The sequence below is a fragment of the Jiella flava genome (assembly GCF_017349315.1).
Taxonomy (GTDB): domain Bacteria; phylum Pseudomonadota; class Alphaproteobacteria; order Rhizobiales; family Rhizobiaceae; genus Jiella; species Jiella flava.
The window spans coordinates 294,040-312,593 of the sequence record NZ_JAFMPP010000003.1 but is presented as its reverse complement, the minus strand read 5'-3'; the positions used below and the strand labels follow the sequence as shown (position 1 = coordinate 312,593).

Here is an 18,554-nt window from a genome sequence, read left to right as displayed (position 1 = left end):
CCGAGAGGACGAGACGGGTAATGAGGACGACCGGTTTGAAAGGCGGACTGTCGGTACTGCTGGCGGCTTTCCTGGCGGCCTGCAGCCAAACGACTTGGTATGAAGGGCTCGAGCCCCAAAAAAACGCGATCTTTGGCTATGCTGGTCCGGCCCAAGGTGGGCTCGAGACCACGCAACGCGCGGTCGCGACCGAAGACGCCTGGGCACGGCTGCCGACCGCCGCCGGCCGCGTGATCGCCGTCACCGAACGACGCCGGCCGCAGGCGGTCACCCAGCGCATCGTCCTGTCGGGGTCGGGCGACCATCGCGGCGAAAACGTCATCGACGTGTCGGTCGCCGGACCCGAGGGCGCCGACACCGCCCTCTTGCGACCCCCGTCTCTGGAAACCATTCAAGCCGAAATCGGTGGCTTTGCCGATGGCCGCGCGTTTCAGATCGTCGATGCCGAGACACGCAACGCCTATGGCCCCTTCGGCTATGCGGTGGCGCGCTCGGGCAACACCAATTGCGTCTATGCCTGGCAATGGCTCGACACCCGCACCCTTGCGGAAACGCCGCGCGCGTTCGATCCGAGAATCCGGCCTTTGAGCTTGCGGATTCGCCTCTGCGACGAGCAGCCGACGGCCCGGCTCGTCGCGGTTCTGCGCAGCCTTGATCTGCCCTTCGCCGATCGACGCGACGGCTCGCCCGACGATGCCGCAGGCGGCCGCTTCGCCTCCGGTGCCGACGCGCTGGCAATCGCCAACGCCCGCCTCGGCGTCGCGACGACACCAGCCTCACCGCAGCCGGTCACACCGCCGACTGGCGCCCCACCGCAGCCCAAACCGATCCAGACGGCCAAAGCCCGTCGCACCGCCACGATCGTCCCCAGTCCCGAGGAAAGCCTCAACGGCCGCGTAAGCGCGGAAAGCTCGATAAACAGCGCCACACCCCGCATCCCGATGCCGGCACTGCCGTCTGCGGGCAATTAATCCGTCCAAAAGCGAGGGCGCGCGCTCGAGGCGCGATCACACTCCTCCATCTCCGCCAAGATGGGGCGCTCCACATTGGGCGCCGCAATCTGGTGAAGAGCGCTTGCGTCATTTCGAACGCTCCACGCGCCCACAGCATCGGCGAGAAAATCGGAATCGATTTTCGGCAAAGCACGATGCGTCGATTCAAAGGGTGAGAGCGACCTTTTTTCTGCGTCCGATCGGACGCAGGGCGCTCTAAACAGGAACGCCTTACCGCCCGCGCAATATCTTTCGACATCCAAGCACGAATCGGCGGGTTGGCGCGATCATCTTCCAGGTCAAACCATTCTTGATCAGAAATAGCTGATGAACTGCCTCATCACGCTCCCGATGCACTTTCTTGGCAAGGCTTTTCAAAGTACGGATTTCATCCGTCCGCAATTCAAGCTTTTTGGCCAAGGCGTCCGCCTCGACATCACGCTGGCGCTTCAATTGCTCGGCTTTTGCAAGACGCCTCTTAAGATCAGCGAGCTCGTCCGCTTTTTTCTGAAGAATGTCCGGTTTCACATCAGGCTGAATCACCGCAGGCTTCTTCGCCTGACTGGTCAATTTTGCGATCTCGATCCTTTGCGCATCCGCCTTCCGGGTCGCTTGATCCAAGGCGCGCTCAAGCGTCATCCGGTCTCGTTCCGAGCGAGCCGCGTTCTCGATGAGAAGCCTTTGAAGGCCTTCGCGCTCGGACGATGCCTCGAGCTTCTGCTGCGCCAGGAGCTTGTCGTTGTCTTGAAGACGCGCTTCGAGAACCGCAAATTGCCGCTCGCTGCGAGCCTCCTGCTCCTGCAGCTGCCGGGCCAAGGCACTCTCTCGCTTTAAGGTCTCCTTGACCTGCGCTTCCAGCGCGACGATGCGATGAGCGGCGAGCTGATTGTCGTGGGTCTTGGCCTGGACCTGCTCGGCAAAATCCACCCGCAGCGTTTCAAACTCGGCGCGTTCCTTCAGCAATTTTTCCGTGACAGCACGGCGCCCGTCTTCCGCGGCCCGCGTCTTGTCCTCTGCCGCGGCCGTGAGACTGTCGCGCTCCTTCGTCAGGCTTTCGACTTTCGCGCGGATTGTGACGGTCTGATCCCGCTCTGCACGCGACAAACGCGAGAATGCCCGAGACGCAATATCGAATTCGGCTTTGATGCGATCGAGAACCGGATAGTCGTCCGGGTCTTCACCAGCCTCGGCCCAACGGCTGAGAACATGATAAAATTCACGCACCCACTCGGTCAAAAGCGGATTGCCAAGAACCTGTGCATCTCCGGCAGGGTGATGCCGATGGTCGGTGGAGAGGAAATGCGCGACATCGAATTCGACCGCTTCGATCGAACGCGGCCAAATGATATCCAGCTGCCGGCGCGCCCGTTCGGCAACGATCTCCCATCCCTGCATGAGCTGATCGAAATTCGTCGTCAGGCGCTTGGGAGCGAAACCGCGCGTGGCCGCCTCAGCGTCGAGACCATGACGCAGCCAGATCATCTGCGAGAGCGCTTCCGAGAACTGATGGCGCTGCCGCATGGAATGTCCGACATCCAAAGGACTGCGGATCATCAAGATCGGCCTGATCTCGCAGCCGATACGACCAAGGGCGTCAATCCAGAAGGGCGCGAAGCGGCAGATGCGGGGGTCCTTGATCACGAACAGCCTGGACTGGCCAAATTCGCGGCCCAAGAGGTCCACCGCGCGATCGAGGAAATCCTGTCCGTGGGCCGACGCCCGCCATTCCGGACTGAAGGCTTGGAATTCGTCCCATGATGACCCCGCCGACGCGAGGATTTCCTCATTGAATTGCCGGATGACGGAAGAATCGAAAAAGCCGGCCCCATTCGACGAATTGGCGTCGAGACGATGGGCCGCGAGATCACATCCTAAATGGTGCAGCACACCTGACAACGCCGAGGTGCCGGAGCGGTGCATGCCAAGAATGAGAACGCAGATTCGGTGAATGTCGGGGCGCGTGTCGGTCGTGGTGCTCATTCTGCTCCGCTTTACGGCTAACTTTGTGTCCGGCATGATCTCTCCCGGCATTGCCCTTCGTCCGAGCGGCGAAACACGTCGAACGGCGCTTTCGTCCGCCTCTTTTTGCTACAGCGTGCTCGCGTTTCCTAGAGCTTCCTCTTTGGCCTCTCGGCATTTTTGGGGGGATTGCGCGAAGAATTTTCAGTCCGTCGAGATTTCAGCAGGACGCGCCGTCTCAACGAGGCACAAACGACGTCGCCATTGGATAACCGACTTCTCAACGGAAGCGGACCAAATTGTGGTGGCTGGGCCGACTTCGCGAAGGGCCGCCTCAAGCCTGCAGATCATCATGACATTATGGTTTGAACAGATTTTGCACCGTTTCCGCTTTTGAGCGTGCTCTGAACCGGGCGACTTTCGTGGCGGTCATTGTGCGCGTCCGGAGATCGAGGCTTGCCAATCGCGCAGGAATTTTTCCTGCTTTCGGGCGTCGAGCCAGGTTAACAGACTCGGCCGCAGGCGGATGGGAAGGAGTGCGGTATTGGCGTCGAAGCGCGATTCGAAGGCCCACGGTGTGGCGTGTGCGTTTCGCACCAGCGGCAACAGGGCGGAGCGCTCGTCGATCAGCCTCTGTCCTGCCGGCGACAGGAGAAAGCGCACGAACGACCCGGCCGCGGTCTTGGCGGCGGACGCTTTCGTCACCAAAACCGACCGCGTAAAGACCAGCGCGTAATCGCTGAGCAGCAAGATGCCGAGACGCGGATCGGCCTCGACCTTTTTGAGGGCATAGGAGCCGATGACGTTGTAGGCGAGCACCAGCCTGCTGTCGGCAACGTCGCGCACCATGTCGAGCGTGCAGCAATAGGTCTTTACCTTGGCCCGGCCGAGGGATTCGACCAGGCGGGACGCTTGGAAACCACGTTGCGCGTCCTGGGTCGCGAACATGTAGCCGACGCCGGACAGGGCAACGTCATAAGTGCCGACCCGTCCGTCGAAAAACGCCGGATCGTCGCGGATCATGCCGGCGAGGTCCGAGCGCGTCTCGGGCAGCCGGCGGTGGGCGAAGGCCGCGCGATTATAAACCAGCGCCACCGGTTCCTTGGTGAAGCCGAAGAGTTCCCCGCGCCAGCGCGACCAGTCCGGCGTTTGCGGAACGTCCGCCACCGGGCTCGCCAAGCCCCGATTGACGAGTTGCACCTGCAGATCCATGGCCGGAGAAATGATGAGATCAGGCTTGGTCTTTGCGGCGAAAACCGCCTTCTGCAACTCGGAGGTATTGAACTCGGTGTAGTGGACCGTAACGCCGGGATGCGAGGCTTCGAAGCCGGCCACGATGGCCGCCATGGCGGAGGTGTCGGTGGCACTCCACAGTTCGAGCTTGACGGGCCGCGTCCCTGTCGAACGCGGCCACCCCTCATGCAGCAGGACGAACGCTGTCGCCACGAGGACGCCGAGCGCCGTGAGGATCCAGCCTGCGCGCATCACGCCCCGCCTCCTACAATCTCAGCCTGGCGTCGTGGCAACGTGATCGTGACGCACAAGCCGCAAGGCATCCGATCGGATAGGCGAAACGCGCCCTTGTGGCTCTCGGCGACCGCCGCGACGATCGCCAGCCCCACCCCCGAACCGCCGCCCGGACCGCTCGAATAGAACCGCTCGGTCACCCGCGGCTTGTCGGCGTCGCAAATGCCCGGCCCGGCATCCTCGACGCTGATCGCATAAGCAGGGTGGCTCCTCAGATCGGTGGCTTCGACCCGCAAGGTGATCTGATTGTCCAAAGGGCCGTGGCGCACAGCATTATCGACCAGATTGCGCAGCGCCTCGCGCAGCGCGATCGGATCGCCGTCGACCGTCGGCACGCCGCCCTCCTGCGGCAGCTCCACGGCAAATTCGATGGCGCCGGCTTTGTCGTCGCGGATAATCTCCTCCAAAAGCCGGCAGACCAACGCCGCCAGATCGACCGGCTGGAACATCTGCTTGTCGGCGCGATGGATCACCATCGCGTGGCTGAGGAGCTGGTTGGTCAACCGGACGGTGCGCTGGGCCTGATCGCGCGCTTTGACGACCGCAAGCGCGCCATCCTTGCCACTGTTGTCCGCGCGTTCGAGATGGCCATAGAGCGTCGCCAGCGACGTGCGCATCTGATGGGCGACGTCGGCAATGAAGGATTCGGCCTGACCGCGCGAAATGTCGAGCCGCCGCATGAAACCGTTGATGGCGGTGATCAGACTCTCGATTTCGCGCGGCGGCGCGGTGCTGAGCGGCTGCAGATCATTGGGCTGGCGGCTGCGAATGTCGCGCTCGATGCCGGAGAGCGGGCGCATGGCCAAGCCGATGCCGGCGCGCGCCAAGAGCACGCCCGTGAGCGCCAGAGCGCCCAGTGGAATCAGACCTTTGAGGATCAGATCCCATTGCATGGCGTTGCGGGCGATGCGGGTCTGGCCGATCTGCACACCGATCCATTGTGGCTTGTCGGCGCTCAGGAGTGTGCGACCATTGACAACGAAGCGAACCCTCTCGCCGCTGTAGACGCTGTCGAAGAACACCGGCTCCTGTCGCGGCAGCGGCCGGGTGAAAAGGCCGTCCGTTGGCAGATCCGGCGTCCCGGTCAGCGTCGTGCCGTGCTCGTCGACGATCCGGTAAAAAACCCGGTCGTCCTGATCGAGCGTTAGGATTTCGAGGGCCGATGGCGGCAGGTCGATATCGATTCCTTCGGGCGTCACCGTGACGCGTTCGAGGATCGCGATCGCCGCGCCGCGCAACAACAGGTCATAGGTCTGGTCTGCGGCGCTGCCGGCATAGGTCCACAGGCCCACCGACAAAATTGCGATCAGGCTCGCAAACACCGCCATCGAGGCGATCATCAGCCGCCGGCGCAGGGAGTATGGCCGAATTTGCGGCGCGTGATCCGTCGCCGTCATGACGCATCGTTGATGCTGGCGATATAGCCGAGCCCGCGAATCGTCCGGATCTGCACAGGCGAACCCTCGAGCTTCTTGCGCAACCGCGTCATCGTCTGCTCGATGGCGTTGAGGCTTGGCGCCTCGTCGAACGTGTAGATCCGATCGACGACCTCGTCCTTGGTGAGGACACGGCCGAGCTGGCCGAGAAACAGCTCCAACACTTGCAGCTCGCGCTGGCGCAGTTCCAGATCGACGCCGCCGAGCAAGGCTCGCCGCGCCCCGCGATCGAACTCGAAAGCGCCGTGGACGAAGACGTTGCTGGCCTCGCCCGTACGCCTGCGAACCAGCGCCCGGCAGCGTGCCGAAAGCTCACGAAAATCGAACGGCTTGATCATGTAGTCGTCAGCCCCGACATCGAGACCAACGATCCGGTCGTCGATTTCAGAGCGCGCCGTCAGCACCAGCACCGGCGTGCGGTCGCCCCGCGCCCGCATCGCCCGCAGCACCTCATAGCCGTTCATCGAAGGCAGGTTGATGTCGAGGATGACGACGTCGAAGCTCGCGTGCCGTAACAACGCCTCCGCCTCGGCCCCATCGGTCTCGAGGTCGATCGCATGGCCCTCACCGCGAAACCGTTCGAGAATGGCTTCGGAGAGGTCACCGCTGTCTTCGACAAGCAAAATTCGCATGATTGATCAGGCTTAGCGGTCCGCCGAGGGTTTGAGAAGCGACCAAATGTGCCGCGTTGCAATACAAAGCGCCACATCGGCAGTGTCAGCGTCCCGTCAGTTTCGCGTCAAGCGGCGGTCAGCAAAACCCTCTAAAGCCCAAGCTTGGGAGAGAGGAACCAGTGCAATGGCTTCTGGAGGAGTTGCACCGGAAACGGTATCGGCAGCAGTGTCAAGGACTCACCGTCCGACAGGTCGGCCGGCCTCTCTCACCGGTACAAGCCCGATGGGAGGACCCACTATGAAATTGCTCAACATCGCATCCGTTCTGCTTCTGGCCAGCGTCATTGCCGTTCCGGCACTCGCCCAGGACATCAGCCGACCCGAATGCGTCGCGCCGGCCAAACCCGGCGGCGGCTTCGATCTGACCTGCCGCATCGCGCAGCAGGGTCTGGAGAAGCAGCTCAAGACGCCGATGGAAGTGACCTTCATGCCCGGCGGCATCGGCGCCGTCGCGATCAACCTGTTCAACACGACCCGCACCGACGATCCGAACGCGATCGTCGCATTTTCCTCCGGCTCGCTGCTCAATATGGCGATCGGCAAATACGGCCAGTGGGGCGCCAAGGACGTTCGCTTCCTGGCGACGGCCGGCACCGATTACGGCGCCGTCATCGTTAAGGCCGACAGCCCCTACAAGACTCTCGACGACCTGATGGCCGTGGTCGAGAAGGATCCCGGCTCTGTGGTCGTTGGCGCCGGCGGCTCGGTCGGCTCGCAGGACTGGATGAAGGCCGCGATCCTGTTGAAGTCGAAGAATGTCGACCCTCGCAAGATGCGCTATGTCGCCTTCGATGGCGGCGGCGACGCGATCGCCGGGCTGCTCGGCGGCTCGATCAAGGTCTATTTCGGCGATATCGGCGAAATGGTCTCGCATCTGGGCACCGGCGAAATGCGCATTTTGGCGGTGTTGAGCGACAAGCGCCTGCCGGCGCCCTTCGCCGAGGTGCCGACCGCCAAGGAACTCGGTTACGATGCCGAATGGCCGATCGTGCGCGGCTACTACATGGGCAAGAACGTCTCGGACGAAGCCTACAACAAGTGGGTCGAGGCCTTCAAAGCGGCCTACGCCACGGACGCCTGGGCCAAGCTCGTCAAGGACAAGGGGCTCCTGCCGATGGACCTCTCCGGCAAGGAGATGGACGCCGACATGAAGAAGCGCGTCGAGCGGATGACCGGCATCGCCAAGGACGCCGGCCTGATCCAATAGTCCTTCCGGACTGACAATCGGGCTGCGGAGCATTGCCTCACGGGATGCACCGCAGCCCTGAAGGCTCGCTAGAGCATGGTGCCGAAACGTTGCATGACGTTTCGGCACCATCATGCGGCAAAACAAAGGCTGGGAGCAAAATGGCGATTCCGGTTCATCGCATTCCGCTCGAATGGCGGGCCTTCGAGCTGTAAAAACCCGGCGATCGATCGACGCGCTTCTCGCCGAGATTCGACCGACGGCATGGCAAACACTGAGATTGAGGGCGCGCGCTGCCTGCGTTGGTTCGCATGCGCGGTGCATCCTCGGGCCGCGAAGGGCGCGGCCGCTTGTTCTTGGCGAAGATTGGAGCAGTCCATGGCCGACCGGCTTTTTGCCGGCGTGCTTCTCCTGGTGGTGATCGGCTATACCGTCATCGCCTTCACGGTGATCCACGCCCCTTTCCAATATGATCCGCTGGGCCCTGAAAGCTGGCCGCGCCTGCTCGGCGTCGTGGGGATCCCGTGCGTTCTCTACGTCCTCGCCAAGCCTGACGTTGCGTCCTTCGGCCTGCCGCTGCGAACCTGGGGGCGCCTTGCCGCCCTCGTCGCGATGCTGCTCGGCTACGGCTATCTGTTCCAGCCGCTGGGCTTCATCATCGCCACCGTCGCCTTCTGCATGGCGCTATCGATGATGCTCGGCGCAAAGCTCCTGCCGGCGCTGGCCTTCAGTCTCGGCATCGGGGTCGTCGGCTATTTCGTCTGCACCGAACTGCTCGACCTCAACCTGCCTGCGGGCGTTCTCACGTTTTTGAGGTGACGTAGATCATGGATGCCGTCTTTTCCGGATTGGCCTCGGGCTTTGCCGTTGCCCTCGACCCGTTCAACCTGTTTCTCGTCCTCGCCGGCTGCTTTGCCGGCACGCTGATCGGCGCGCTGCCGGGCATCGGCCCGATCAATGGCGTCGCGATCCTGCTGCCGATCGCCTATGGCCTCGGCTTCAAACCGGAATCGGCGATCATTCTCCTCGCCGGGATCTATTACGGCGCCGAATATGGCGGCCGGATTTCGTCGATCCTGCTCAACGTTCCCGGCGACGCCGGCGCGGTGATGACCACCCTCGACGGCAACCCGATGGCTAAGAACGGCGAAGCCGGCAAAGCGCTGTCGCTGTCGGCCGTCGCCTCCTTCATCGGCGGGACCTTCTCCGTCATTTTGATGAGCTTCTTCGGCCCGGCGCTCGCCTCCTACGCGATCTCCTTCTCACCGTCCGACTATGTCGCGCTGATGGTCTTCGCCTTCGCCTCGCTGGCATCGCTGGTCGGCGCGAACCCGGTGAAGACGCTGCTCGGCGCGGTGATCGGGCTGATGCTCGCCTCGGTCGGCATCGACGCCAACACCGGCGTCGCCCGCTTCACCTTCGGAATTCCTGACATCCTCGCCGGCATCGACTTCCTGGTCGTCGTCATCGGCCTGTTTGGCATGGCCGAGTTGATCCATCTCGTCGAACAGCAGGCCGCCGGCACGTTGAAGACGCTGAAGATCGACAAGACCTTCGTCACCTGGAAGGATCTCGCCTTCGTCAAATGGACGATCCTGCGCGGCTCGATCATTGGCTTCTTCATCGGCATTTTGCCGGGCACCGGCGCCTCGGTCGCCTCGGCCGTCGCCTATGGCACCGAAAAGCGCGCGGCCCGCGATTCCTCCAAGTTCGGCCATGGCGACATGCGCGGGCTGGCGGCGCCGGAGGCGGCGAACAACGCCTCGGCCGGCGGCGCCATGGTGCCGATGCTGACACTTGGCATCCCGGGCTCGGGCACCACGGCGATCCTGCTCGGCGCCCTGCTGCTCTTCAACGTCACGCCCGGCCCGCTGATGTTCTCGCAGCGTCCGGAAATCGCCTGGGGCCTGATCGCCTCGATGTATATCGGCAATGTCGCGCTGCTGGTCATCAACCTGCCGTTGGTGGGCCTTTTTGCGCGGATGCTGACGATCCCGCAGCAGTTCCTGACGCCGCTGATCGCCGTCCTCGCCTTCATCGGCGTCTATTCGGTGGTCTCCAACCCGCACGATCTCTACATGATCACGGCGCTCGGCGTCTTCGGCTGGTTCCTGCGCAAGCTGCAGTTCTCGCTCGCGCCGGTGATCCTCGGCTTCGTGCTCGGCGGGCTGTTCGAGGACAATCTGCGCCGCGCTCTGTCGATTTCGGCCGGCGACTGGACGATCCTCGTCAATTCGACCAACAGCATCGCTCTGTACATCTTGGCCCTCCTCGTCGTCGTCGTGCCGATCATCGTCGGCCGCCGGCGGCGGCGCCAGGCGTAAACGGAATCGCCGAAGGCGCCTGCATGAACCAAGGCCTACGGCCGGTTCTTCTGGCCCTTTCCAGTGCTCTGATCGGCGCGGCGGCGTTTCAGGCGATCGGCGTGCCGGCAGGGCCGCTCGTCGGCTCGACCGTCGCGGTCACGGCGCTCGCCGCGCTGGGGCTCGGCCCGAAAGTGCCGCCTCTGCTGCGCAATCTCGGCTTCACCACGATCGGAGTGACGCTCGGCGCCGGCGTCACCACGCATTTCCTCTCGGACGTGCTGCGCTTTCCGGCCAGCCTTCTGGCTCTGACGGCGACGATGCTCGCGGTGATGCTCGTCTCGTCCTCGGTGCTGCGGCGATTCTTCGGCACGACCAGAGGGACGGCGGTGCTCGCGACCTCGCCGGGCGCGCTGTCCTACAGCCTGTCGCTCGCGGCCGATCGGCCGGGAAGGACCATCGATACGCCCTTCGTCATGGTGATCCAGAGCCTCAGGCTGCTGATCATCACCATCGCCTTGCCGCCGCTGGTCGCGCTGGTTGAAGGCAGCCCCAATGGTGGGCTTGCCGGCATTGCTCGACACACCCTCGATCTGCCGCAAAGCCTCGTCCTGATCGCAATCGCCACGATCGCCGGCCTGCTGATGGACAAGCTGCGGATCCCGGCGGCCTTCCTGCTTGCCGGCGTCATCCTCAGCGGTCTCGGACATGGCGTCGGATGGCTGGAAGGGCGCCCTTCGACGGCCCTGACCTTCATCGGATTTTCGCTTGCCGGCGCGGTGATCGGCGCGCGTTTTTCCGCCATCACCGGCGCGCAGATGCGGGCGCTGTTCGTTGCCGGCCTCGCCGTCACCACCGTCGCGGTCGTGCTGTCGGGCCTCGTCAGCTATGCCGTCGCCCGCGGCCTCGACCTTCCCTTCGGCCAGGTCTGGGTGTCGTTCGCGCCAGGCGGCGTCGAGGGAATGAGCGCGATGGCCCTGTCGCTCGGCTACGACCCGGCCTATGTCGCCACCCACCACATCTTCCGCCTGCTGCTCCTCCTGGCCATCCTGCCCTTGTTCATCCGCGATCGCAAAACCGATCCGGCGCCGTCCGCAAAGCAGGACTCATCCTCGGCCGAACGCTGACGCGTCGCTTCCATGAGTTAGAACCCTTTGAATCGACGCATCGTGCTTTGCCGAAAATCGATTCCGCTTTTCGGGACGATGCTGTAGGGCGCTCAGGCCGGGCGTTTGGGCAAGGACCGCCCGAGCCGGCGCATTTGCACCATCGCCATCGGATGCTTCAGGCTGTCGAGATCGGTTTCGAGCGTCAGTTCGTCGGCACCGCGTTTGGTGGTGCGGGCCAACAGCTCGAACACCGTCGCCGTCGTCGACTGCAGCGCCTTTTCCTGCGACACGCCGGACAACAGCCGCGCCAGGAACACCGCGGCGGTCAGATCGCCGACGCCCTTCGGAGCGTCTTCAATCAACCGATGCTCGGCGAGAATCGTCTGGCGATCGTCGACAAGCAGGTTGCCGGTGCCGCCCTTCAGCATCGGAAAGGCCGAGGTCACCACCACCATATGCGGCCCGAGCGCGATCGCCGCTTCGATCAGGTCGTCGTTGCTCGACAGCTCGAGACCGCTCAAAAATTCCAGCTCGAAGCGATTGGGCGTCGCGATGTCGGCGAGTGGTATCAGCCGATCGCGGATGGCATCGAGAATCGCCGCCGGTTGATAGAGGCGGCCGCTGTCGCCGGTTGCCGGATCGCATAAGATGAGAGCGCTGGGATTCTCCGCCCGAACCGCCTCGATCAGCCGCGCCGCCGCCTCGACCTGACCGGCGGCGCCGAAATAGCCGGTCAGCACCGCGCCGACCTCGCCGAGCCAGCGCGCCCCGGCCAAATCCGCCATCATCGCGTCGAAGCATTCCGGCGGCGGCACGATGCGCGTCGCCGCGCCATGCCCGGGATGCCAAGGCAATGTCACGGTCGGCACCGACCATACCGGAAAGCCGAGGGACTCAAGTGCAAAGGCCGCCGCGCGATTGCCCACGGAGCCCCGCACGACATGGCTGGAAATCGCAATCACCGCTGGTCGGTCGCCGGTCCGCGAGGTCTGGTCGATCATGCTGGTTCAGCCCGAGAGGAGTTGGCTGGCAAGAAGCACGGCGAGAATGACGAAGGCAAGCACGCTGGCGATTCGGCCGATGCGGGTGCCGATCACCTCGAATCGATCCTCCGCGTCGGCGTCTCGGCCCATGAAGTGGTCGCGGGTCCGCGTCACGATCGCCTCGGTGTGCGCACCGATCTGCGGCTCCGTTTCACGCCGGATACGTTCGAGGATAGCCCTCGCCTCACGCTGCCGTTCGTCTTCGGGCGGTTGACTGCTCATGCGATTCGTTCTGTCCGAAATGAACGCGAAGGGCAACAGCTGCACCCGTCATCTGGCCTTCGAACAATCGAAGCATAGGTCGACATGCCAATCGAAATTGAGCCGCCGAAAGAAATGTCCATGTCTGAGTCTCACCATCGCCGCTCGTTGCCGTTCGGACTGATTGCAAGTGCCATTCTCGTGCTCCTTGCCAGCGCCATTCTCGTCATCGCCGGCTCCAATGCCATTCCGATGAAGGAAAAGGACGCCAAAGCGGCCTGGACCCAAATTGAAAATCAATATCAGCGCCGCAATGATCTGATTCCCGACCTCGTAGAGACCGTCAAAGGCTACGCCAGCCAGGAAACGGACGTCCTCACGGCGGTGGTCGAGGCACGGGCGAAGGCGACGCAGCTCAAAATCAGCGCCGACCAGTTGACCGATCAGGTCGCGGTTCAAAAGTTTCAGGCGGCGCAAGATCAGCTTTCAGGCTCGCTGTCGCGGCTGCTCGCCACCGTCGAGGCCTATCCGGTGTTAAAGTCGAGCCATCATTTTCTCAGCCTTGAAAGCGAGCTGGAAGGCAGCGAAAATCGCATCTCCGTGGCCAGGAGCGACTACATTGATGCAGTCCGCGATTACAATACCGAGTTGGAGCGCATCCCCGGCCGCTGGTACGCTGACGTTTTTTATCCGAACGCCAAGCCGATGCAGTCCTTCACCGCAACCCCGGGCGCAAAGGAGCCGCCGAGGGTGGACGTCGGCCAATGATCGCTGCCGCCCGCCCTTACGCCATGAGCGTTCCCCCGACGAATGCCGCGCCTCAGCGGCGCTTCAATCCGCCCGCCCCTCGCCAAGCCACGCCCGTGTCGAAATCAGCCGTGGTGCGTTCCCACCGTGGGTCGACAAGGCCGAGATCAAGTGCCGTCACCGATTCGTCGCGATCGCGAGTCATTTGCAACCTCCCGTGACCAGCCGAACGCCTCGCAGTTCCGGCCCTCTCCACTATGATTGATGCCATAAGCTGGGGCGTGCGAGGAGGGACCGCGATGATCGAAGACGTGAATGGGCAAAAAGCCAAAGTCGTAGAAGCCGTCACCGCGGCGCTTGGCGAATGCAGCGCCGGCGCGAAACTCGCCCCCCTGCTTTTCGCCCGCCCCCCCGGAGAGGATCTTGCGACCTTCGAAACAGTGGCGCTCGCCGCGGCGGCGAGGACCGGCGCCGAAGCGCTGGCGACACACCGGCGCGGCAAAGCGCTGGTCTGGATCGACCGTCCGGACGAGTTTCGCCATCGCGGCGAATTGCAGGATCTCGTCACCATCGTCAGCGACGACATGGCCTTTCTGTTCGGTTCGCTGACCGCCGAGATCGCCGACCGCGCGAACGAAATCCACTACATCTCCCACCCGATCCTCGACGTGACACGCGACGAGAGCGGGACGATCGTCGACTTCTCCGCCTCGCGCCCGGGCGAGGAGACGCCGGCCGGCACCACGCGCACCAGCCTCATCCAATTCGCGGTCGATCCGATGACCGGCGCTGAGCCGGGGTCCGATCTCTCCAAAGCGCTGGAAACGATCCTCGCCCAGGTCGGGCACGCCAACCGCGATTTTCAGGCGATGCGCGAAAGGGTGAGCCAAGCGGTCGACGATCTCGACCGACGGGGGCAAACCCTCACCGATGACGAACAGAAGAACCGGGTCAGCGAGGCCGCGCGGCTTTTGGAATGGCTGCGCGACGACAACTTCATCTTCCTCGGCACCTGCGAATACGACTATAATGGCGAGAGCGGCGGCGAGGTCTTGCAGCGGCGCCAGAGCGACGCTCTCGGCATTCTTTCCGATCCCGATGTGCGCATTCTCGGCCGCCCCGGCCGCCCAATGATCACGACACCGGAGATCCGAGCCTTTCTGAAAGCCGCGAGCCCCTTGATCGTCACCAAGGCGAATGCCCGCTCACGGGTCCATCGCCGGGCCTATATGGATTACATCGGCGTCAAGCTCTACGACACCGAAGGCCAACTGACCGGCGAATTGCGGATCATCGGCCTTTTCACCTCCACCGCCTATACCCGCTCGATCCTGACCATCCCCTATGTGCGGCTGAAGGCGCAGACGGTGATCGCCCATTCCGGCTTTCACCCGCAATCCCATTCCGGCAAGGCGCTGCTCAATGCGCTGGAATCCTATCCCCGCGACGAGGTCTTCCAGATCGATGTGGAGCGGCTCGAGCGCTATGCGGCGATCGTCGTCGAACTTGGCGAGCGGCCGCGCGTGCGGGTGCTGCCACGGGTCGACAAGTTCGACCGCTTCGCCTCGATCATCGTCTATGTGCCGCGCGATCGCTACGATTCGCGCCTGCGCGAACGGATCGGCCATCTGCTCGCCGACGCTTATGACGGCCACGTCTCGGCCTATTATCCGGCCTTCCCGGAAGGCCTGCTCGCCCGTGTTCACATCATCATCGGCCGAGCCGGCGATCCGACGCCCGAGGTCGACGTCGAGCGATTGGAAGCGCGCATCGCCGAAATGGCGAAGAACTGGGAAGACGAGTTCATCGCCGCCCTCGGCCATGCCGGCGCGCCGGCCCATCATCAGCGTTTTGCCAGCGGCCTGCCGGGCAGCTACCGCGACAGCATTTCGCCGGCCGAAGCGGTGCACGACGTCGCGGTGGTCCAGAAGCTCTCCGACGACGAGCCGCTCGTCACCGACTTTTATCGCCGCGACGGCGACACCGACGAGATCGTGCGGCTGAAGATCTATCACCTCGGCAAAGCCGTCGCGCTGTCGACCCGGGTGCCGATCCTGGAGAACATGGGCTTCGGCGTCGTCTCCGAGCGCACCTTCCGGATCGCGCTGCCGAGCGGCGAGAGCGTCCATCTGCACGATATGGATCTGGTGCGCCGGCGTGGCGGTGCGATCGGCCTCGACGATGGCGGCGAAGCGCTGCAAGCGGCTTTCGGCGCGGTCTGGCATGGCCGGATCGAAAATGACGGGTTCAACGCCCTGGTCCTCGAGGCCGGCCTCAACTTCCGCAAGGCGAACGTGCTGCGCGCCTATGCGCGCTATCTGCGCCAGGCGGGGCTTGGCTATTCGCCGGACTATCTGTCGGACGCTCTCGTCCGGCAGCCGGCGATCACCACCGCCCTGTGGCGCCTGTTCGAAACCTCGCTCGATCCCGCCGAGGGAGGACACGCCACGGGCGAGGCGGCAAACCGCGAGAGCGAACCGGAAAACCGTCAGGCCAAGCGAGCTATGGCGCGCGGTGCGGCAGCGATCCACGACGCAATCACCACGGCGCTCGACGCGGTGGATTCAATCGACGACGACCGCATCTTGCGGCGCTTCCTGAACGTGATTTTGGCGACGCTGCGGACCAATTACTTCGCCGTCGACGGGATGTCGGCCGACGCCGCTTCCGAACCCGGCAAGGTCGCGCCGGCGCTGGCCTTTAAACTCGACTCCGCTTCGGTCGAAGGGCTGCCGGCCCCCGTCCCCTATCGCGAGATCTTCGTCTTCGACGCCCGGGTCGAGGGCGTCCATCTGCGCTTCGGCCAGGTGGCGCGTGGCGGTCTGCGCTGGTCGGATCGGGCCCAGGACTACCGCACCGAGGTGCTCGGCCTGGTCAAGGCGCAACAGGTGAAGAACGCGGTGATCGTGCCGGTCGGCGCCAAGGGCGGCTTTTATCCCAAGCGCCTGCCGGACGCGGCCCAGCGCGACGCCTGGTTCAAGGCGGGGCGCGCCGCCTATGTCGTCTTCGTCGCCTCGCTCCTTTCGGTGACCGACAACATCGTCGGCGAGGCCGTGTTGCCGCCCGATAAAGTTCGCCGCCATGACGGTGACGATCCCTATTTCGTCGTCGCCGCCGACAAGGGCACCGCGACCTTCTCCGATACCGCCAACGCGATTGCCCGATCGGAAGACTTCTGGCTCGACGACGCCTTCGCATCAGGCGGCTCGGCCGGCTACGATCACAAGGCCATGGGCATCACCGCCCGCGGTGCCTGGGAGGCGGTCAAGCGCCATTTCCGCGAGGTCGAGCGGGAGGAAAGCGGTGCCTGGGACATCCAGTCCGAACCGTTCACCGCAGTCGGCTGCGGCGATATGTCGGGCGACGTTTTCGGCAACGGCATGCTGTTGTCGCAAAAGACGCGCCTGGTCGCCGCCTTCGATCACCGCGACATCTTCATCGATCCCGATCCCGATGCCGCGGCCTCCTTCGAAGAGCGCAAGCGCCTCTTCGAGCTCCCCCGCTCGTCCTGGCAGGACTACGACACGGCCAAGATTTCTCATGGGGGCGGCGTGTTCTCCCGCAAGGAGAAGCTGATTCATCTGTCCGACGAAGCGATGGCGGCGATCGGCTACGATCGCAACGAGGGCACGCCGTCGGAGATCATCGCCGCGATCCTCAAGGCGCCGGTCGATCTGCTCTGGTTCGGCGGCATCGGCACCTATGTGCGCGCCACCAGCGAGACCAATGTCGATGTCGGCGACCGCGCGAACGACGCGGTGCGCGTGACGGCCGCCGAGGTCAGAGCCAAGGTGATCGGCGAAGGCGCCAATCTCGGCGTCACCCAACGGGGCCGGATCGAATTTGCCCGGAAAGGCGGGCGGATCAATTCCGATGCGATCGACAACTCCGCCGGCGTCAACACCTCCGACGTCGAGGTCAACATCAAGATCGCGCTGAAGGCGGCGATGAGCGACGGGCGCCTGAATCGCAAGGTTCGCAACGCCCTTTTGGCCGCGATGACCCGTGAAGTGGCCGAGCTCGTGCTGGCCAACAATTACGAACAGACCCTGGCGATCTCGCTCGAACAGCGCGAGGGCGTGGCGGCACTGGCGCTTCAGTCGCGCTTCATGAGCGTCCTCGAAGGCGCCGGCCATCTCGACCGAAGCGTCGAGACGCTGCCTTCCGACGGTGCCATCGCCGATCTGCGCAGCACCGGCCAGGGTCTGACGCGGCCGGAAATCGGAGTCATTCTCGCTTACGCCAAGATCACGCTGTTCGACGACCTCGTCGCCGGCGATCTGCCGGACGATCCCTATCTCGAAGACCGGCTGCACGATTACTTCCCAATGCCGATGCGGCGGGATTTTTCCCGCGACATCAAGGGCCATCGCCTGGCCCGCGAGATCATCGCGACGGTGCTGGCCAACGAGATGGTCAACCGCACCGGACCGACCTTCGTCACCACCATGGAGGAATCCACCGGCGCATCGCCCTCCGCCGTCGTCCAGGCTTTCGTCGCGGCCAAGGACGGCTTCGACATCCGCGCCCTCTACGAGCGGATCGACGCCCTCGACACGACGCTCGCGGGCACGGTCCAGAACGGTCTCTACCGCGAGCTCGGCCGGTTCCTGCATCGGCTGACGCTCTGGTACGTCCTCAATGAGAGCTTCCAGTCGGGACTGACCAGTGTCGTCATCGAAAGCCGCGACGCCCTCGGCCAACTCGGCGGCAAGCTGACGGACCTTGCCTCCGCGGCCGCGCGCGACGACGCCGAGCAACGGGCCGCCGACTGGGCACGGCAAGGCGTGCCGGATGAACTCGCAAAGGACATCGCCCGGCTGCCATTGTTCGCGCTCATCCCGGACATCGCAGCCGTCTCGCGCGAAACCGGCCAGTCGCTGGAGGAAACGGTCGCGGCCTATTTCGACGTCACCCACCTCTTCGAGATCGGCCGGCTGGAAGGCGCCCTGTTCCGCTACGATGCCAACGATTATTTCGAGACGCTGGCCCTGCAGCGCGCCGAAAGCCAGATCGCCAAGGCGCGGCGCCAGCTGACGGCGGCGGTGCTGACGAGCGGCGAAGCGGTCGACGCCTGGGCCGAGGCCCGCCACGGCACCCTTGACCGGGTCCGCAATCAGCTCGTCTCGCTCGCCGGCAGCGGCGAGACGTCGGTCTCGCGGCTCACAGTCGCCGCCGGCCTTTTATCGGATCTCGCCGGGCAGGTCTGACCGGCGCTTAGCGCTCGCAGCGCCGAAAGCTTTGAGGGCCGAGATCGCTTGGACATCTGTCAACAAAATGCTGACAGATGTCCAAGTGACTCATATCTTGAAACAGAATATGGGCACGACTTTTCGATCGATTGAGTCCGGATTTCACGGCAGCATCTTTACGATCT

At 63.9% G+C, this 18,554-nt stretch carries 13 protein-coding genes; 7 read left to right on the top strand and 6 right to left on the bottom strand.

The genetic code is table 11. From position 1 onward, the window contains the following. Positions 1 to 20 precede the first annotated feature (20 nt). A complete protein-coding gene (bcsN, locus tag J1C48_RS06090; RefSeq protein ID WP_207256884.1) occupies positions 21 to 971 on the top strand; it encodes a cellulose biosynthesis protein BcsN in 951 nt (316 codons plus the stop codon). Between the two features lie 252 nt (positions 972 to 1,223). On the opposite strand, the gene J1C48_RS06085 is transcribed toward bcsN, so the two are convergent. From J1C48_RS06085 to J1C48_RS06070, 4 genes are all read right to left on the bottom strand, one after another. Beyond that, positions 1,224 to 2,972, bottom strand: a complete 1,749-nt coding sequence (locus tag J1C48_RS06085) for a sulfotransferase family protein (protein WP_207256883.1) — start codon at positions 2,970 to 2,972, stop codon at positions 1,224 to 1,226. Positions 2,973 to 3,380: 408 nt separating this feature from the next. Next, positions 3,381 to 4,436: an ABC transporter substrate-binding protein gene (locus tag J1C48_RS06080; RefSeq protein ID WP_207256882.1), complete on the bottom strand. Its 1,056-nt coding sequence runs from the start codon at positions 4,434 to 4,436 to the stop codon at positions 3,381 to 3,383. After that, positions 4,436 to 5,875 (bottom strand): sensor histidine kinase, encoded by a 1,440-nt coding sequence (locus J1C48_RS06075; RefSeq protein ID WP_207256881.1) that lies wholly within the window; start codon positions 5,873 to 5,875, stop codon positions 4,436 to 4,438. The genes J1C48_RS06080 and J1C48_RS06075 overlap by 1 nt, the downstream gene beginning before the upstream one ends. Continuing rightward, complete coding sequence (locus J1C48_RS06070) at positions 5,872 to 6,546, bottom strand: response regulator transcription factor (RefSeq protein ID WP_207256880.1); 675 nt, start codon at positions 6,544 to 6,546, stop codon at positions 5,872 to 5,874. The genes J1C48_RS06075 and J1C48_RS06070 overlap by 4 nt, the downstream gene beginning before the upstream one ends. Before the next feature lie 280 nt (positions 6,547 to 6,826). Here J1C48_RS06070 and J1C48_RS06065 point away from each other — a divergent pair, with 280 nt between their 5' ends. The 4 genes from J1C48_RS06065 (at position 6,827) to J1C48_RS06050 (ending at position 11,204) form a co-directional block, all read left to right on the top strand. After that, positions 6,827 to 7,795, top strand: a complete 969-nt coding sequence (locus J1C48_RS06065; protein WP_207256879.1) for a Bug family tripartite tricarboxylate transporter substrate binding protein — start codon at positions 6,827 to 6,829, stop codon at positions 7,793 to 7,795. Positions 7,796 to 8,152: 357 nt separating this feature from the next. Next, positions 8,153 to 8,593, top strand: a complete 441-nt coding sequence (locus J1C48_RS06060; protein WP_207256878.1) for a tripartite tricarboxylate transporter TctB family protein — start codon at positions 8,153 to 8,155, stop codon at positions 8,591 to 8,593. 8 nt (positions 8,594 to 8,601) lie between these two features. Then, on the top strand, positions 8,602 to 10,098 hold the full coding sequence (locus J1C48_RS06055; protein WP_207256877.1) for a tripartite tricarboxylate transporter permease: 1,497 nt from the start codon (positions 8,602 to 8,604) through the stop codon (positions 10,096 to 10,098). 23 nt (positions 10,099 to 10,121) lie between these two features. After that, positions 10,122 to 11,204, top strand: a complete 1,083-nt coding sequence (locus J1C48_RS06050; RefSeq protein ID WP_207256876.1) for an AbrB family transcriptional regulator — start codon at positions 10,122 to 10,124, stop codon at positions 11,202 to 11,204. A 92-nt stretch (positions 11,205 to 11,296) separates the two neighbouring features. Here the strand turns inward: J1C48_RS06050 and pdxY are convergent, their stop codons facing one another. Next, positions 11,297 to 12,187 (bottom strand): pyridoxal kinase PdxY, encoded by an 891-nt coding sequence (gene pdxY / locus J1C48_RS06045; protein ID WP_207256875.1) that lies wholly within the window; start codon positions 12,185 to 12,187, stop codon positions 11,297 to 11,299. Positions 12,188 to 12,193: 6 nt separating this feature from the next. Continuing rightward, positions 12,194 to 12,451 (bottom strand): hypothetical protein, encoded by a 258-nt coding sequence (locus tag J1C48_RS06040; RefSeq protein ID WP_207256874.1) that lies wholly within the window; start codon positions 12,449 to 12,451, stop codon positions 12,194 to 12,196. 114 nt (positions 12,452 to 12,565) lie between these two features. Here J1C48_RS06040 and J1C48_RS06035 point away from each other — a divergent pair, with 114 nt between their 5' ends. After that, entirely contained in the window at positions 12,566 to 13,198 is a 633-nt protein-coding gene (locus tag J1C48_RS06035) for a LemA family protein (RefSeq protein ID WP_207256873.1), read from the top strand. 278 nt (positions 13,199 to 13,476) lie between these two features. Continuing rightward, a complete protein-coding gene (locus tag J1C48_RS06030) occupies positions 13,477 to 18,387 on the top strand; it encodes an NAD-glutamate dehydrogenase (RefSeq protein WP_207256872.1) in 4,911 nt (1,636 codons plus the stop codon). The last annotated feature ends 167 nt before the right edge of the window (positions 18,388 to 18,554 follow it).

Bases quoted from the DNA above. Each gene is read 5' to 3' on its own strand.
- J1C48_RS06085 (WP_207256883.1), bottom strand. From the start codon at position 2,972: ATGAGCACCACGACCGACACGCGCCCCGACATTCACCGAATCTGCGTT.
- J1C48_RS06055 (WP_207256877.1), top strand. From the start codon at position 8,602: ATGGATGCCGTCTTTTCCGGATTGGCCTCGGGCTTTGCCGTTGCCCTC.
- J1C48_RS06075 (WP_207256881.1), bottom strand. From the start codon at position 5,875: ATGACGGCGACGGATCACGCGCCGCAAATTCGGCCATACTCCCTGCGC.
- bcsN (WP_207256884.1), top strand. From the start codon at position 21: ATGAGGACGACCGGTTTGAAAGGCGGACTGTCGGTACTGCTGGCGGCT.
- J1C48_RS06035 (WP_207256873.1), top strand. From the start codon at position 12,566: ATGTCCATGTCTGAGTCTCACCATCGCCGCTCGTTGCCGTTCGGACTG.
- pdxY (WP_207256875.1), bottom strand. From the start codon at position 12,187: ATGATCGACCAGACCTCGCGGACCGGCGACCGACCAGCGGTGATTGCG.
- J1C48_RS06080 (WP_207256882.1), bottom strand. From the start codon at position 4,436: ATGCGCGCAGGCTGGATCCTCACGGCGCTCGGCGTCCTCGTGGCGACA.
- J1C48_RS06040 (WP_207256874.1), bottom strand. From the start codon at position 12,451: ATGAGCAGTCAACCGCCCGAAGACGAACGGCAGCGTGAGGCGAGGGCT.
- J1C48_RS06060 (WP_207256878.1), top strand. From the start codon at position 8,153: ATGGCCGACCGGCTTTTTGCCGGCGTGCTTCTCCTGGTGGTGATCGGC.
- J1C48_RS06065 (WP_207256879.1), top strand. From the start codon at position 6,827: ATGAAATTGCTCAACATCGCATCCGTTCTGCTTCTGGCCAGCGTCATT.
- J1C48_RS06070 (WP_207256880.1), bottom strand. From the start codon at position 6,546: ATGCGAATTTTGCTTGTCGAAGACAGCGGTGACCTCTCCGAAGCCATT.
- J1C48_RS06050 (WP_207256876.1), top strand. From the start codon at position 10,122: ATGAACCAAGGCCTACGGCCGGTTCTTCTGGCCCTTTCCAGTGCTCTG.
- J1C48_RS06030 (WP_207256872.1), top strand. From the start codon at position 13,477: ATGATCGAAGACGTGAATGGGCAAAAAGCCAAAGTCGTAGAAGCCGTC.